The sequence below is a fragment of the Vibrio superstes genome (genome assembly GCF_003569005.1).
GTDB lineage: Bacteria > Pseudomonadota > Gammaproteobacteria > Enterobacterales > Vibrionaceae > Vibrio > Vibrio superstes.
Map to the genome: position 1 here is coordinate 1,416,511 of NZ_BCUR01000001.1, position 17,820 is coordinate 1,434,330.

Annotated in this window: 11 protein-coding genes; 3 read left to right on the plus strand and 8 right to left on the minus strand. The window is 43.5% G+C overall.

What is annotated here, in order from left to right; genetic code table 11:
- Window positions 1-44 precede the first annotated feature (44 nt).
- Both D5I41_RS06135 and D5I41_RS06140 read left to right on the plus strand, forming a co-directional pair.
- A complete protein-coding gene (locus D5I41_RS06135) occupies window positions 45-1,538 on the plus strand; it encodes a DUF1254 domain-containing protein (protein WP_235868869.1) in 1,494 nt (497 codons plus the stop codon).
- 148 nt (window positions 1,539-1,686) lie between these two features.
- On the plus strand, window positions 1,687-3,390 hold the full coding sequence (locus tag D5I41_RS06140) for an autotransporter assembly complex protein TamA (RefSeq protein WP_119009011.1): 1,704 nt from the start codon (window positions 1,687-1,689) through the stop codon (window positions 3,388-3,390).
- A gap of 29 nt (window positions 3,391-3,419) precedes the next feature.
- On the opposite strand, the gene D5I41_RS06145 is transcribed toward D5I41_RS06140, so the two are convergent.
- The 6 genes from D5I41_RS06145 to D5I41_RS06170 form a co-directional block, all read right to left on the minus strand.
- Window positions 3,420-4,574 carry a winged helix-turn-helix domain-containing protein gene (locus D5I41_RS06145; RefSeq protein WP_119009012.1) on the minus strand — a complete coding sequence of 385 codons (1,155 nt, stop codon included), beginning with the start codon at window positions 4,572-4,574 and terminating at the stop codon, window positions 3,420-3,422.
- A gap of 69 nt (window positions 4,575-4,643) precedes the next feature.
- The gene (locus D5I41_RS06150) at window positions 4,644-5,087 is read right to left on the minus strand and encodes a hypothetical protein (protein ID WP_119009013.1); all 444 of its coding nucleotides are present in this window, start codon (window positions 5,085-5,087) and stop codon (window positions 4,644-4,646) included.
- A gap of 106 nt (window positions 5,088-5,193) precedes the next feature.
- Entirely contained in the window at window positions 5,194-6,042 is an 849-nt protein-coding gene (locus D5I41_RS06155; protein WP_119009241.1) for a porin family protein, read from the minus strand.
- Window positions 6,043-6,161: 119 nt separating this feature from the next.
- Window positions 6,162-7,619, minus strand: a complete 1,458-nt coding sequence (locus D5I41_RS06160; protein ID WP_119009014.1) for a phospholipase D family protein — start codon at window positions 7,617-7,619, stop codon at window positions 6,162-6,164.
- 77 nt (window positions 7,620-7,696) lie between these two features.
- The gene (locus tag D5I41_RS06165) at window positions 7,697-9,913 is read right to left on the minus strand and encodes a carboxylesterase family protein (RefSeq protein ID WP_119009015.1); all 2,217 of its coding nucleotides are present in this window, start codon (window positions 9,911-9,913) and stop codon (window positions 7,697-7,699) included.
- Between the two features lie 223 nt (window positions 9,914-10,136).
- On the minus strand, window positions 10,137-11,777 hold the full coding sequence (locus tag D5I41_RS06170) for a hypothetical protein (protein WP_119009016.1): 1,641 nt from the start codon (window positions 11,775-11,777) through the stop codon (window positions 10,137-10,139).
- Window positions 11,778-12,219: 442 nt separating this feature from the next.
- Between D5I41_RS06170 and D5I41_RS06175 the strand changes: the two genes are divergently transcribed.
- Window positions 12,220-13,395, plus strand: a complete 1,176-nt coding sequence (locus D5I41_RS06175; RefSeq protein ID WP_119009017.1) for a patatin-like phospholipase family protein — start codon at window positions 12,220-12,222, stop codon at window positions 13,393-13,395.
- A gap of 59 nt (window positions 13,396-13,454) precedes the next feature.
- Here the strand turns inward: D5I41_RS06175 and D5I41_RS06180 are convergent, their stop codons facing one another.
- Window positions 13,455-14,657: an ammonium transporter gene (locus D5I41_RS06180; RefSeq protein ID WP_119009018.1), complete on the minus strand. Its 1,203-nt coding sequence runs from the start codon at window positions 14,655-14,657 to the stop codon at window positions 13,455-13,457.
- Between the two features lie 509 nt (window positions 14,658-15,166).
- Window positions 15,167-16,921 carry a sodium:solute symporter family transporter gene (locus tag D5I41_RS06185; protein ID WP_119009019.1) on the minus strand — a complete coding sequence of 585 codons (1,755 nt, stop codon included), beginning with the start codon at window positions 16,919-16,921 and terminating at the stop codon, window positions 15,167-15,169.
- Between the last annotated feature and the right edge of the window lie 899 nt (window positions 16,922-17,820).

Consider the following 17,820-nt stretch of genomic DNA (forward strand, 5'->3'; position numbering starts at 1 on the left):
GATTACTTCATACAGTTAATAAGTAATCAATTGAGGGTTAAGATATGAATAAGATAATGAAAGCGATGATGCTTGCGACGACTGGGCTCACGGTAGCTTCAATGGCATCAGCTGCCACTTATGAAGCAAAAGTACCAGCGAGTATCATTACACCATCTCAAGTTGAGTCTGAATACTTGGGCGAGTTAAGCTACACCGATGGTGCTCCGAGTGCAGAGACAACACTTAAGGCAAATCGATTTGTAGATGTTGCGGATGCGGTTCGTGTGTTTCTTTCTGGCATACCTGTTGCCTCGATTCAGGGCCTATTAGCAGGGCATGAAAGTGTAGGGATGGTGCCTAACCAAACTATTGCTATTTCTGAACAGATGTTAAATGCGAAAAGTTTATGGCTAACAGCAAATACCACTACACCCTATGTGACCACTGAGATTGACGTTAAAAATGGCCCAGTTGTACTAGAAGTAGGTTCGCCTATTCTAGGCTTGCTAGATAATGCGGCATTTAAGTTTGTATCTCGCGTTGGTGTGACTCACCCACAAGATCAGGGTAAAGGTGGAAAATACTTTATCTACCACAGTTCTTACACAGGAGAAATTCCAGACGGCATGATTCCAGTGGAAACTGATGGTTACCAGCATTGGTTACTAGTACGCATTATTACTACTCCAGCAAATGTTGAAGCGGACATTCAAAAGCTAAAAGACACGATGAAACTCTACCCTTATGGTTCTGAGCCTAAAACCGAGTTCATGAATATTTCGGGAGTTCAATACAATACCGTTCACGCTATGGATGAGACTTTCTACGATGAGATCAACACACTTATTCAGTATGAGCCAATCGAGGTTTTTGATAGTGAATGGTTGTCTTTAGCAAAACGTGTAGGTATCGAGAAGGGACAAGAGTTTGAGCCTAACCAATATCAGCAAGAAGTATTCAAAGAAGCGGCGAAGATAGCGACTGCGGAAGCTCGGTCTTATTACTATGCGCCAACTAAAGAGCAGATGGTGTACGACGATCGCAATTGGTTTACGCCATTAGTTTCAGGTCATGAGTTTAAAGATGAAAATGGGGTTGTAGATGCAGAAATGCGCGCAACGTTCCATTTCATGGCAACAGGCATCACACCCGATATGGTGGCATCAACTCCAGGACAAGGTTCGGACTATTTGCTAGCGACAATTGATAGTGAAGGACAAGTTTTGAATGGTGACAAACATTACACTGTAACTTTACCGGCAAATGCACCCGCCACGAAATTCTGGTCATTCATGATTTATGATAACCAGACTCGCTCTATGTTAGAGACAGATCAAGTGAAGGCGGGTATTGATGGATTAACGGAAAGCGTTAAGAAGAACGAGGATGGCTCAATCACTATACACTTTGCCCCAGAAGCACCAAAAGGTGCAGAAGGTAATTGGGTTCAAACGTCGCCTGGTAAAGGGTTCAACCTTATTTTCCGTATGTATGGCCCGACTGAAGCTTGGTTTGATAAGTCATGGAAGCCAACAGACGTAACCTTGATTAAGTAGACTACTTAGCTATTCAAATTGAAACTAAAGGCTCTAACGAAAGTTAGGGCCTTTGTGTTTTGTAGGATTGCATACGTCATCATCGATTAACGATATTTAGGTGTAACAATTACATTACCTCTTTTCGCAAAATGAAGAGGGGGACAGTGTGGTGAAATTAACGCAGTGGATCGCACTTCTGTTTGCGACGCTTCCTCTATCTGTTTACAGTGCCACGTCAAGTAAAATCACCATCTCTGGCTTACCAGAGTCTTTAGAGACAAACCTGACTTATCATTTAGATTCACTAGATAGTGAGTCGATGACAAGAATGGGCAATGTAAAACTGACTAAAATCGTTAGTGAGGCGCTCAATCCATTTGGTTACTATCATCCCGCAGCTGAATTGACACGTGTTGATGATAAGGAGATCAAACTGCAGGTGTCCCTTGGCCCTGTAACTATCATCAAAGAGCAGGATATTGTTATATCCGGCGAAGCAGCCAATGACTCTGAACTCTCTAAGATAGTGGAACAAAGTAAACTTAATCCGGGGCGTGTCTTGCACCATCAAGAGTACGATAACCTCAAGAGCAAGATTCAATCTTTTGCTTTGAGCCGCGGTTATCTGGACGGTCAATTCACCGAGGCACGTTTAGAAGTCATTCCTAGTAGCAATGAAGCTAATATTCGTATTCATTTCAATAGTGGCGATCAGTATTACTTTGGTGATACCCGTATTTCGAACAGTCAAATAGAAGCCGAACGGCTGATTGGTCTTAAAGACTTTGAGCGGGGGGATCCCTTTGATGTGGTGAAGCTCAGTGAGTACCAAGTCTCCCTTTCTGAAACGGGATGGTTTAGCGCCATTGATGTCCACCCTGATTATGTGGCAACAGCAGACCTAGAGGTGCCAGTAGAGGTTAATGTTGCTCCCCGTTCGAAGAATGTTGTTGAAGTAGGTGGTGGTTATTCGTCGGATGTCGGTATTAGAGGATCGCTAAACTGGATTCAACCTTGGTATAACTCGCGTGGTCACAGCTTTCAAAGCGCTGTCAGTGTATCAGTGCCTGAACAATCCTTGTTGTTAGGCTATAAAATCCCAACAAGGGATATATTAAACGATTACTACGGGATTAAGTTTGAGACTAAGCACGTCGATTACTTAAACACCTTGAGCCTTTCAAGCGATCTGACCTTTGAGAAGCATTGGAGGCTAGATAATGACTGGCAAAGTACCGTGTTTGTGAAGTTCCTCTACGAAGATTATCAACAGGCAACGGATGAGGGTTTGTCGAAACTCCTGATACCCGGAATCTCATTCTCTTATATCGATAAACATCAACAACAAAAGCAGGTACAGCATAAGCATATATATTCGATGGAGTATTCGGATTCACATCTTATCTCAGACACTCAGATATTGCGTCTTACTGGTGAAAGCGCGCTTTCTTGGAAAATTACTGACTCTCAGAGGCTGAACTTTAGGGTGAACATGGGGGCCAACATCTCGGATTCCTTGTCTGATATACCTTCATCTTTACGTTTCTTTGCTGGTGGCGATGGAAGTTTACGTGGCTATGACTATGAATCTATCTCTCCAGTGAACGAAGATGGAGAATTAAAAGGGGCGCCCTATATGCTGACTACGGGTGTTGAATATCAACATCGTATATTTGATGCATTTTGGATAGGTGGCTTTGTTGATGTGGGTGATGCTTTTGAATCTCGATTTGAACCAAAGGTTGGTACAGGCTTGAGTGTTATTTGGGATTCTGGCTATGTCCCGATTAAGTTAGACGTCGCTCATGGCTTGGATGCAGATGAGGGTGATCAATGGAAGATTTACTTGTCCTTAGGTGCTCAATTCTAGGAATCATAGGCAATATGGAATGATGAGCATTAAGATACAGATGAGCGCTTGAGGATCTTAAAGCCTGCACACTGGTTAAATTTAGCAAAACTGGCAAGCTCTTTGGCTAAATCCTCTTCAAACGCACTGTCGTTCTTCAGTGTTTTTTCGATATAAAGATGAGTGACATGCAGGGTTTTTGTGGGTTTATCTACTCGGCAATCAGCACGAGCAATCAGTTGTCCATCCCAAACGATAGGTAAGCAAAAATATCCATACTTCCGCTTGTTAGCGGGGACGTAACATTCTAATTGATAGTGGTAGTCAAACAATTGGCTGATGCGCTTTCGTTGGATCAATACATTATCGAACGGAGAAAGAATATGCGCTTTTTGACGAGAGAGCTTGGAGTTGAGTAATTGTGTGGCATCAGATACAGCAAACCATTGCTGAGAACCAACCTTAAATTCTTCTATTTTATTGAGTTCAAGTAATTCATTTAAGGCCTGTTGCACCAAGGGTTTTGTTCCTTTAAGCAAGTAGGTCATCTCGGTGAGGGAGCCAATGCCGTGCGCGGTGAGGTAATTCAGTACCAAAAAGCGTCCATACTCGTCTTGGCTAGGTATTGTGGTGTCTATGCCATCGGGTAGCACATTCTCAGTGAGGTCATAGACCTTATGAAAACTCCTCCGCTCAGTGATCATGAGATCACCCTGCATGTACAACAGCTCTAACGCTTGCTTGGTGGGTTTACTTTCCCAACCGGTTCGTTTTAATACCTGAGAATCGAAATCTTTGGCCATTAATGGCCCTTCCTCTGTAATTTTCGATAGCACGTTGTTCATCAGTTTTTGGTCTTTCTTAAACCAATGGCTTTGTTGGCCAGACCTAAATGTGTGTTTACGAGGCAAGGTAAAGCGGTAGTTCTTCATTGGAATATAAGATGCGGCGTGGGACCAATACTCAAAGAGGTCTTTTTTTGCTACTAGCTCATCTAGAAAGTGAGGCTGATAATGGGCATTGCGGCTCCAAAGCACGTGGTGATGTGCTCGTTGTACCACAGAAATCGTATCTATTTGCACGTACCCTATTTTTTCAATTGATCTCAATGTGTGTGCCTGCGGATTACTCGGCGATGCGTTAATACATAGCCCTTGAGAGAGTAACGCAATTTTTTGAGCTTCTTGTCGAGATAGAAAGTTCATAGGTGTACGGCTATTCTACAATGGTTCGAATGGTATTGAGTATAAACGGGTATCCCTCTTGATGATGGCTTAACGAATGTCAGTGATCACTCGACCATCTTCGAGCTTTTCTCCTAGCTCAGCACTATCTAGCATTTGTCCAAGTGGTGATTGCGGGGTGATCACGACTACGTCATGCTCAAGTTTATATCCACCACAGATTGGCAGAAACCAGCAGGTCATACGGTTATCAATGGTGACTAATGCACCAAGGTCGATGTCGTCGTCTTCCCCGAAATCGCGCAATACCATAGAGTTTAAGCGATTGATCATTGCATCACAGTCTGCCACGCGTTGTGATTGACCATGTGCTAGATAGGCAGCCTCTAACGCTACGGTATCATATTGGGTTTCTGCAACGCTTTGCTCATGTGTAGCGTCATCGTGCGCACTATCAGCAGCGTGCAGGGCATTGTTGCGCTGAGTCTTTAGGATTTGTATTAGGTTTTGTCGCAACAGCTCTTTGTCGATCATGATGCTCAGTCTTTGCTTAAAACCCTATGGTATCGAACTCTAAGCAATAGTGCGATGCCGATAACCAGTGAGTAGATAAGTACTTTTGTCAGTTTTGAATCCATGCTCAAAAACGATACGCCATTTTAAGCATGGGCCCAAAGAAACTATAGTCGACCTTAAGGCTTGTATGCTCGGCTTCGTAGCCTACGCCAAGGTCATAGTAGTTAAAGGATGCACTAACACTAAAGTTGTCAGTGACATAGTAGCGAGCTGTCATTTCTATCTCATACATCCAACCTGATACTTCCTCATATTCCAAGTAAAAGGCGTGAACATGGCTTTTGAGCTCGATATTCTTGTGCACCCTATGCTCCACTAGAAACCCTAGATTGGGTAATGGTGCAGTGATGCCACTATCAAACCCTTCGGAAATGAGAGCCCTATCTGACGCGTTATTTTGATGAGCTTCCACATCTATCTTTCCGTCCATGCCAAATTCTAATCGCGTGACATGAAAACCCGCGAGAAAATGGATGTCTAGGTGGTCCGAATGAAAGAAACGATAACCGTATCCGAGGCGCATGATATCAATATTCAGGGTGGTTAATAGATCGGCTTCACCTCCAATGGTATAGATATGATCATCAACCTTTAGTTGAAACGGACGTGCGACATAATCTTGATACCCAGTACGGTGCAATCGGCGCCAATCGAGATAGATCTGGTGCTTCTCATTGATGCGATATTCTAGGTTTAAGTAGGGTAGGACATCGTCATGAGGCAGATTGAGCTCTGATTCAAAATTAAGGTCGACATACTCTTGATGAAAAGGGTCATACACCTCTATATCGGTACTTGTTTTAGAGAAAAATGCACCAAGTTCAATCTCAAAGGAACCGGCATAGGCTAATGGAACAAATAAATTGATACTCAATAGCACGATACAACGGCTAGTAAACCAGCTGCTTCTCAAACCCATATCCCCTACAACAACGAAAGCGACGGTCTAAACACTGCTACGGGCAGTGCTTAATGATGGTAAGCAAGAGTGCGAACTGATTAAGTACGCACTCGCTATATGAGAGTGAAGTGTTAGAGCTCTGACTCGCTGTTCATCTTCCTAAACATCCAGTCGGTTGCCTTGTGCATCTTGCTGTAGTTCGGATTTTTGGTCGTGACGGTGTCAGCAGATTGCCAAACGGGTTTGTCTTCGGCATTCAGTGAAACCTGCCAATACAGTTCTTCTTTCTTGTTCAGCAAATAGTGTTCGATCTGCTTGGCAAACTCAGTACTGTGAATAAAAACACCGAACTCGATATTGAGGTTATCTGAACGAGGATCGAAGTTAGATGAACCTATGTAGGTCAGCTTACTATCCAAGATAAGGGTCTTATTGTGGTAATAAGTATCCGCATGGTAGTAGTGGTCTTCGTTTATCGCATCGTCTTTGTATTCAAGAAGGTTGACGCCTTTTTTGAGCAGAGTAGTACGGTGTTTTTCGTAATAGGCAGGTATAAAACCAGAGTCATTTGATGCCGATGAATTGGTGATCAGCGTGACCTTTGTATCCTTGTTAGTCAGCCTATCGATCGTTTTAAATTCACCATCGGATGGCACGACGTAAGGCGTTGAGATAATAGCGGTTTCTGCATTATCTAAGTATTCACTGATGGTTTGTTCTGCGCGAGTTCTGAAATAAGGTTTGTTATCGTGTAGCTTGTTTAGAGAATCAAACACAGGAGTCACCTGTACAGACAGGGCTTCTGGCTTTGAAAGTCTCGCGATACTGCGTTCGATGACGGCGATTGTTTCAGGGTTCTTGTTGCTTGCTTTGGCATAGGCCTTATCAAAGTTTTGGAATGCTTTGTTATCCTTGATTGAGATGAGATCATGGATGGGTGTGACGTATTCACTCTCCCATAGCAACTCGTAGTTATCAGCGAAAGGCTCGATGATGTCTCCGCTAAATAGCGTATCCATGTCAAAGAAGTTAGCTTCTTTGCTAAATCCGAAGTATTCGTCACCAATGTTTCGACCACCTAAGATCATTGACTGATGATCGGCATTAAAATATTTCTCATGCAGGCGATTATCGAGTTGCTGCTGGTTACCGGCATAATCAAATACGCGTCCAAACCAGCCAATCTTTCGTGAATTGAATGGGTTGAAGATCTTGATCTGTATATTCTGGTGCTGATCGAGCTCTGCCAGCCACTTTTCGTTGAATACCAATAAGTCATCAAGGGTCAGACGTACCTTTACACCTCTATCTGCCGCTTGTTTGAGCTCATCAAGAAGCATCAAGCCAAGGGTGTTTTTATCCCAAGAAAAATAGGTCATATCTATCGAGGTATTTGCATTGCGGACCAGATCAACGCGACGGGCAAACGCCTCATCAGCGGTAGGGATTAAATACGCCTGTGCTTGGTAGTCATTGCTAACCCAGCTTGCTTCAAAGCTGTCTTCAACGACAGGGTAGGGTTGGGCACATCCTGTGACCAAAGCAATCAGCACCAGTGTGCATGCCGTTTTGAATTTGCTAAGTGTCATAATTAACCTTGATTCATCGTGTTTAGACATAGAAACGGCCAGCAAGCTGGCCGTTACAATAGGATGTAGGAGAGAATTTAGTTTAGGTACCACTGCCAAGGCATAAGACCTTGTTCTTCAAGTCCGGTTAGGCGACCTTCACGAAGTTTTGGGTCCACACCTGGGTTGGTTACGTAATCCCAATCTGGCGCTGTAGTGAACCCTTCGCCATCAATCACTAGCACGTTGTCTGATGAATCGTATTGATAGTTGTTGAACAGGTCATCGCTAAACCAAAGGCGCGACATTTCGTTCATCAAGGCTTTATCACTCTTGCTTGGGTAAACCTCGCTGCCATCAAAGCGCAATGATTTATTGAACACAAATGGTAGTTCTGAACCATTACAAGAGGCTGCGATACAACCGATGGTCTTGAATAAATCAATGATAGAAAGCTTGTTATATTCTTCCTTTTCATCATCCCATCCGGTCATGTAGTTCCACATGTTAAAGCTTGGTTTATGATCAAAGCGGTATAGTGTCGCTTGATTCTCGCTGTTTGCCGCCATATGACGCGCAGGTCCATCGAACAAGGTATCGTTTAGCAGTGTTTTAAACTGTTTCATGTTCGTAGTTGCGCCACCAAAGCTAGCTTCTGAGTTAGGATAGAAGTCAGCTAAGTTCAATAATGCTTCAGTTTGGCTTGGGGCCGTAATCTCTACACCATCTGCTAAACAACTAATGGTGGATAGAAGGTCACCTATTTTAATTAGGTCAACAATGTCACCTAGTTCGACTCTACCTAATAGATAGTCCCAGAAGAATTTAGTTAAACTTTCACCATCTATACCTACACACAGAGCCATCTGCATGGTGTTCATGTTTGTATCAACACCAAAATATAAGTTTGTTACAGCACGATAAGCACTGTCTGGTAGAGTAAGTTGTGTCGAAATATCCTCTACATTCATGCTAGAGATTCTTTGTTTTAACAGTGCAATATTTTTTGGATCTTGCAACCATAGTGTTAATCCCATAGCGACTTGGTTTGGGTCGTCACTTGCTGTTAGCTCAACGAGTTCCGATAAATCATCGCCTCCAAGAATTTCATGAATGACCATAGGTGCCAAGAATGTAACAGAGAATAACATACCAAAGCTGTTAGCCTCTTGAGCATTGGTGCCCAGAACTGTAGGTACTGTTAGTTTGTCATTGAGCGGCGATACATTCGCTGTTTTACAAGCTGCAGGAGAATCATCTAGCTTTGTACAGCCAATATACGGAGAAAATGGCATCAATGTCGACATAGGAGTGTTATCTGATTCCGGCCGAAGTTCAATATCTCCCATTACGGGTACTGAGGCTACGAGCGATAATGAATTTAACAACCAATTTGCTAGCTGATCAATCCCACCCACGGCTACTCTTTGAGATTCCATGATCTCGGTAATATCAGTACCTGCTGTAAAACCTTTGCTTCTGTCTTTAGCAACATCGTAGCTAGGGTATTCAAACCCGTATGGGTTACTTTGCATGATCGCACGCTGGAAGTAATAGCCAGAGACGTCTTCGTCTTGTTGGAGAAAACCAATAGACATAGCGCCAGAGCCTTGGCCCATAACGGTGACCTTTTGAGTATCGCCACCAAATTTGTCGATATTATTGTGCACCCACTCTAAAGCAGTTTTTTGGTCACCAATACCATAGTTACCATCAGTGTTCTCACCCTCAACCCATTGCGTACCTAAGTGACCTAAGCGATAGTTAAAGCTCACGTAGATAAAAGGCTTTCCATCATCGCTTCCTTGAGCAACTACTGTATCACCATGTACGAGTGCTTCTGAGCCAGCGCCGTACTCAAAATCACCGCCGTGGATGAACACGTATACAGGAAGGTCTGCATCAGCCTCCACGCCAGCAGGACGCCAGATGTTTAGGTTCAAACAGTCTTCATTTTGTTCCTGTACAGTTGCACGATTTTGCATGCACGCAGCGCCAAACTCAGTGGCATCGACGGTTTCGTCTAGTTCTTTTATATCGCTATGCTCAAAACGGGTTTGAGTTGCGTACTCGATGCCTTTAAAGGTTTCAACGTTAACGCGCTTTTCTTCGCCAGCTAGGGTCGTGATAACCACAGATTCTTTCATTGCTTCAACCGTTGATTCACCCACCTCTAAAGAGAACTTTTCAGAAGGTAATGGCAATAGCGGCTCAGGATCATTTGGGAATGGAACGGTTGGTTCCACATCGGTATAACACGCAGAAAGTGTTGTGCTGATGGCTATAGCGATAAGAGAACGGTGTAATAAAGTCATGATTTTTTCCACATTCAAAATTCAGTTTGGAGCACTTGTCTATAAGTGACGCCACGGTGTAAACAATCGAATCTTGGCGCTCTCTATCCCTTGCGCTATTCGAACTACTGTTTCTTGGGCGTCATAATAAGGTGCGATTCAAATTTGATTGAATCGCATATGTTGGATTGAATCCTACGTAGTGCATCGCCCAGTATTTGAGCTACGCACCATGGATTAGGGGTTAGAAACGGTACCCAAAGTTCAATGTCATTGAGTCGCGTGTTTCACCCTTGTTGTATAGAAAAGACATTTGGTAGTGCTTACCAAACTGTTTATTGACACCGACTAGAGCAGCCCATTGGTTAAGATCAACGCCCACATCATAATCAAACTCAATATCTCCCGTTATTACAGTACCTTGCATACGACTCTTTAGGCCTTGGTATTCCGCACCCACGAATATCTGAGCTCGGTAATCAACCAGTTGGTAGCCCAGCATAGGTTGTACAGTGATAAGACCGTCACCCCAGCTTGAACCGCCTTCAATTCGAGTGGCTGAATACGTGCCTGTTACAGAGGCAAAGAATTCTTTATAGCCAACAGATAGCGTTGTACCAATACCGACTAGGTCATATTTAAGGTTCAAGGGAACATTTAGACGTCCTGTGGTACATAGAGCTGAAACTCCATCACACAAGGCATCGCCTAAACCAGGGGCATAGTTCTCTATTTTATCGCGCAGACCTTGTCCTATTTCGCCTGTGTATTGGGCATCAACATTGGCATCGACATTGATCTTTCCGAAGTAACCAAACATGTTCCAAAATGGCAGAATATTGACATCGCCACGCAGTGTAAGCACTTCGGCGTTTACATTGGCGAATGTTTCATTCGGGTCAAAGAATTCGTTAAGTCGAACACCACCAATAATGAAATCGTTAGTTGGTAGGCTCATGTTTTGGTTTCTATAAGCCATAGAGATACCAAATGGCAATGGAAGGTCGATACCTTGACGTGCCACCATGTCGCCCATCAAAGGGAAGACTCTATCTACATCAACACGTTCTTCGACTAAGCGAGGATCAGAGGCTTCATTTAATCGCTCTTCATCGATAATATCGACACCATCGGCGTCATATAGAGCGATCGGAGTTACTGATTCAACGATATGAACCGGTTTTTTACCCTTTGTGCCCGTCTTCTCGACGCGTTTTTCCATGATGATAAGCTTGCCTGAATCTAGGGTCTGAAAAGTGATGTCTTGGCGATAGTTTTCAATATTGTAGCCATTCAATTTGAACGAATTAGTGTTGCTGATTACCATGTTCTTTGGCTGACCATCAGACACAAGTACCTCAACCGTCATAAAGCGAAAATAAGCAATATCTTGCGGTAGACCGTATTTTGAATAGTTAAAGGTAATGGCTACATCACCGTTTTCTAACTCTGCAGCCTTAATCGAAGAGGCATCATAACTTTGTGCCCAGTTACGCAAACGATATTGAGTGCGAGTACTTTGTTCTATTTCATCAACAGCATCTAGATGCTCGTCAATCTTGCTTCTTTCATGCTTGATTCGAAGATCAATATTGCCTTTCTGATCGGTACTCTTCACCAGAAATACAGAAGAGTTCCTGACTTCATCGTTGATATAAACTGTACGGTCGACTTGCTCTACAAGATGTTCGCCCATTTCCAATGAACTGATGCCGAGCTTTGGCAGATCATCGTCGATACCATAGTGGCTAAAGATCTTCTTTCCTTTTAACTCTGGCTGAAACTCAACTTGTTCAGCCATCGTGTTGTAAGAGAACATCAGCACGGTAGGTGCGATGAGTGTTGATATTGAGCGCTTAGCTACCTGTTTAAATACGTTGTTCATTATTGTTCACTTCTACCTGTCAGAACCCCAAACCTATGAGCATTCAGAAATTTAAACTTTCATCGAACACCCTTTGTTCGACGTAATGACAAGCCCACTCTCTGATTGTTAAACCAGGTAAACCAAGTAGGTTTTTGTCGTAAAAATTAACTGTGGGGCGGATATTAGAGACAAATTAAGCTAGGCGAGAATCACTTATGTAGGATGGCACCCTGCATTAGTTGAATGAGATGTTTTTGAAATAATGACGGAGCAGAGGCAAAAGCTATACATGAGAGGTTGGAGTATTTTTTAGAGGTTTTGCCTTAATGACAGCTTGAAGGGTTTTGTCCTACACCAGAGATTATTTGGATTGATGCCTCTGCATTATTATTCGCGCCAGCTTTGCCATTGCCTGACGGTAGGTGGCACTTTTCTTGTTAATAATTATTAGAGGCATGCCATGGCGCGCAAAATAAACATTGTTTCCATTGTATTACTGTCGATCTCCGTGGCAGCTTGTAGTACTACTCACACCTTAGATAAACGTGTAACCGAAGAAAACTACAAAGATGTTACCTTGGACACTAGTCTTCAATTTGAAGAGCCGTTGCGTTTCTGGGCGTCAGAAAAGCCAGAGTTTCTTTACAATGAGAACACCCAGAGAACACCGATTAAGGTCGAAGGTGATACCCTAAATATCCTCGCGTTATCAGGTGGAAGTTCAAATGGTGCTTATGGCGCTGGTGTACTTATGGGATTAAGTGATACGGGGCAATTGAAAGACTACAGCGTGGTGACGGGGATTAGTGCTGGGGCCTTGATTGCTCCGTTTGTCTTTGCTGGTGGCGATGAAATAGCGCGCCTTGAAGAGGTCATTTTAGGCATTAATGATAAAGACGTGCTGGGAAAGAAGAACTTTTTGAACACAGTATTTAAAGACGCATTTACCAACGGCAATAACTTCATCGAATTCATCGCAAAAGCCTACCCAGAAGAGATGATTGATAAGATTGCTGAGCAACACCGAAACGGTAGACGCTTATTTATTGGCTCTACGCATTTTGATTCTGGCGAGTTGATGGTTTGGAACTTGGGAGCGATAGCAAACAGTGACCTACCAAACAGAGTTGATTTGGTGCACAAGGTTTTGGCGAGTAGTGCTTCCATTCCGGGCGTATTTCCACCGCAGTTCTTTAATGTTCGCGATCAAGAAACTGTATTGGAAGAGATGCACGTTGACGGTGGATTGGCAGCACAGGTGTTCTACAATCCTTCCAATTTTGATTACAAGTTAGTGTCAGAGTCACTGAACCTGACTAATCCACCACAGCTAGACGTGATTCGAAATGGTTTCTTGAAGTCCCCATATAAGCAGGTTAACGATAAAGGCGTAGCACTGCTTACCAAGAGTGTTTCTGGGCTCACCGTGATGCAAACACGCGGTGATATGTACCGAATGAAGTATCTGAGCAGTGATAAAGGCTTAGAGATGCAGTTCACTTATTTAGATCAGGACTTTTCTGAGGCGAAGCAATCGAAAGATCTATTCGATCTTGAGTACATGAAAGCAATATACCAGTATGGCTATGATAAGGCGGTAACTGGTGGTTTGTGGGATACTGAGTTACCACTATAATGATCTGAAAAGCCGGCTATAGTTAGCTATAGCCGGCTTTTAATTGAGATAACTAAAGATTATTTATCTGAGTTGGTAGAGCCAATCTTATGAATTGCAAGGTCAGCACCAATGAATTCTTCTTCTTGGCTAAGACGCAAGCCTGCGAACTTGTTCACCAAGCCGTACACTATGATACCGCCAATAACCGCAACCAGTACGCCAGCTAGTGTGCCAACGATTTGAGACATCAAGCTTACACCTCCAAGACCACCAAGTGCTGGTAAACCAAAGATACCTGCGGCAATCGCGCCCCAAACACCACAAAGACCGTGAAGTGGCCATACACCCAATACGTCATCGATCTTAGTACTGCGTTGCAACCAGGTAAATACCCATACAAACAGAGCACCAGCCACACCACCTACCACAAAGGCGCCCACTGGATGCATTAGGTCAGAGCCTGCACATACCGCAACTAGACCCGCTAAAGGACCATTGTGAATAAAGCCTGGGTCATTCTTACCAACAATCAACGCAACCAAAGTACCACCAACCATGGCGGCCAAGCTGTTCACTGCAACTAAACCATTAATGCCATCAAGCGTTTGCGCCGACATAACGTTAAAGCCAAACCAGCCAACAGTTAGTACCCATGCACCTAAGGCAAGAAAGGGAATGTTAGAGGGTGCAAATGCAATACCAGGTTTTCTACCTTGACGGGTGCCCAGTAGATAGATAGCCACTAATGCAAGCCAACCACCCATGCCGTGCACCACAACGGAGCCTGCAAAGTCGTGGAACTCTGCACCAAATTGGTTGTTCAACCAGTCTTGGAATCCGAAGTTTCCGTTCCAAATGACACCCTCAAAGAATGGGTAAACAAAAGCAACAATTAGAGCCGAAGAAATTAGGAAAGGGCGGAACTTAGCACGCTCGGCAATGCCCCCAGAAACTATCGCTGGTATTGCAGCAGCAAATGTTAGAAGGAAAAAGAACTTAACCAGTTCATAACCATTGTTTTCTGTCAGCGTTTCAACGCTCACGAAGAAGTGCTGTCCATAAGCAATCTGATAACCAATAGCAAAGTAGGCGACTGCTGCCAAAGCAAAGTCAGCCATGATCTTAACTAATGCATTTACTTGGTTCTTATGACGAACCGTACCAACTTCTAAAAAAGCAAAGCCTGCGTGCATGGCTAAAACCATGATTGCGCCTAGAAGAATAAATAGAGTGTCTGCGCTTTGGGCTATTGCATCAATTGATTGACTAATATTGTCCATAAAACTGTGTCCCGGAGTGTATTAAAATTCTGGCAATACTTAAGCAAGAACCGTTCCAACTAGTGCTAATAATGAAGAAAAATAGCCTTTTGAGTAATCAAGTGGGCTGAAGAGCGCTTTTCTTTATGTATTGAGACAATCTGTTGCTGATTATTTAAGATCTATATAAGAACTTCAATCAAGGCTTGGATATCACTTGTTACTGTTTTGCATGATATTGGTGCGGCGAATGAGCGTGCGCACATTATTGGTGCGTCAATCTAGTGCAAGGTTGGCATTTGTGTTGGTGCAAGATGTGCAAATGCAAGTAATGGAGTAGAAAGTAATGGAGTAGGCGATAGGGGCTAAAGGGTCGGGGCTGATTGTCAGCGATAGGCAAGGCTTTCTAAATTCGACTCAGCTTAGATTGAGGAAGATGTGGTTCGTGGACTGAAGTTACCTACCTACAAACAAAAAGCCCTAGCTAATAAGCTAGGGCTTTGAGATTAATACTTAATCTTGGGGGGAGATTAAGCTGCTTGTTTAGTGCCACCTGCTCGAGATGCATTCACAAGTAGGATACCAACACTTAGTACGATTGAACCACATAGTAGGAACAATAGTCGTCCAGTTGGCTCGTTCGGGATAAGAGCCATAGCTAGGATACCGAAACCAGCGGTGCTGATTAGCTTACCAAGCATTGAACGTTGTTTAGTATCAAGGTTTTGCTGCTCTTCACCTTCTGCAACAACAGGTGTGTTCCAGTTAATGAATAGTTGCTCAACTTCTTTCTCACGCTCTGGAGTACGGCCTTTGAACAGTAGAGTAGAGGCGATGAAGAAACCACCAGTAAACACTACGTGTGCAGCCAAGCTTAGACCAACTTTCAGGTCAGCCCACTCACGAGCAGTTAGAGCATGTTCTAGACCAAATACGTTTTGGATGTCATCTGCAGTAAGTGCGATACCGAAGATGTAAGAAACAATACCACCAACGATTAGTGTTGCCCAAGCAGACCAATCTGGAGTGTTGCGAATCCACATACCTAGTAGGATAGGGATTAGCATTGGGAAGCCAATCAATGCGCCGATGTTCAGTACGATATCAAACAAGCTTAGGTGCTTAAGTGAGTTAATGAACAGACCGATACCAATGATGATGATACCCATGATAACTGTCGTAAACTTACTTACTGCTACTAGCTCTTTCTGAGACGCGTGAGGGCGTACGATAGGGCTGTAGAAGTTCATCACGAAGATACCAGCGTTACGGTTAAGACCAGAATCCATTGAAGACATAGTCGCCGCGAACATAGCAGACATCAGTAGACCAACCATACCAGCAGGCATTACGTTTTGTACGAATGCTAGGTATGCTGCGTCACCTGCTTTACTACCCATGCTTGCATACTGTGCTGCAAAGTCAGGTTGGAAAGCAGCCATGTACCAAGGTGGTAGGAACCAGATTAGTGGACCAACGATCATAAGGATACAAGCTAGGCCTGCAGCTTTACGTGCGTTGTCACTGTCTTTAGCACAAAGGTAACGGTATGCGTTGATACTGTTGTTCATTACACCGAACTGCTTAACAAAGATGAACACAACCCAAAGGATGAAGATGCTCACGTAGTTAAGGTTGTTGCCCAGCATGAAGTCGCCTTGGAAGTTGTCTACGATGTTTCCTAGACCACCACCTGCAAAGTATGCAGCGATTGCACAAGTAATTGTAACAGCCATGATTACTAGCATCTGCATAAAGTCAGATGCAACAACCGCCCAAGAACCACCAGTAACAGCCATCAACATGAGAACTAAACCGGTAACTACGATGGTTGCTTCCATTGGGATGTTGAATACAGCAGCTACGAAGATAGCAAGACCGTTCAACCAAACACCAGCAGAAATCAAGCTGTCAGGCATACCTGCCCAAGTAAAGAACTGCTCTGAAGTTTTGCCGAAACGCTGACGAATTGCTTCGATAGCGGTTACTACACGAAGTTGACGGAACTTCGGAGCAAAATAGATGTAGTTCAAGAAGTAACCAAATGCATTGGCTAGGAATAGGATAACAACGACGAAACCGTCGCTGAACGCGCGTCCTGCGGCTCCCGTAAACGTCCATGCTGAAAACTGTGTCATGAAGGCGGTTGCACCAACCATCCACCATAACATTTTACCGCCACCCCTGAAGTAGTCACTGGTAGATGTTGTAAACTTTCTAAACATCCAGCCAATAGCCATTAAGAAGAAGAAGTAGGCGAGAACAACAAAAGTATCAATAGTCATTTTTTTCAGCCTTAAAGGTCTTTAGATTAACTGCGAATAATATTAGCGTTTTTCGTGGTTTATTAGTACTACAATATACACCTAACGTGATCTAGAGCACGTTTTTGGGTTTGGGTGCAAGAAGGTGTATTTTTCTTTTTAAATCAATAGTTTAAATTGATTTTGAGTGTTTGCAATCCCATTATTGGTTACTTATATGCCAAATACGAAAGTACTTTAGTATTACAAGATGTAACGGCTATTTTGACCTACTAAACTCGATTTTATAAGTGCTAAAAATAGTTTAGTAGTTAATGGATTAGGCTAAGACAATGAGTGTAGTACGAATCACTTAGTTATCCAAAAATCATACGATAAGTGTACATTTCATCTAGGTTTTTTTTTTTGGGGGGGGGGTGGCATGTTCAAACCTTGTGCGCTTCCGCTAACAACTAACGGCTAGTCTGATATAGACAGATTTGATTAATGGCAATTGTTGGCGCGAGGCTCTGTGCTGATATTACAGACATATGCCGAACAAACCGTCGTTTCCGATGTGTTTTATCGGGGAACTTTTATAGATATAGATGCCCGACCAGAGTGCTGGCTCAGAAAAGCCCTCGGGCATGACGAGTACCCTGATCTGACTTGTGATTAAGAGACAGACTAATAGCTATCGGCTAGGCTTTCAGCAATGACCGTCATCCTGAACTTGATTCAGGAGCTTAGAGAGTGCGTTATTTAACTATTGGCACTAGCTCAGGTTCTGACTTTCGTCAGAATGACGCTTTGTAGTGGTAACACAGCGAAGCAGTACTTTTCAGCTATCACCAATGCCCGTCACCCTGAACTTGATTCAGGAGCTTGGAGAGAACGTATATATTCCAGACACAAAAAAAGCGAGCCTAGGCTCGCTTTTT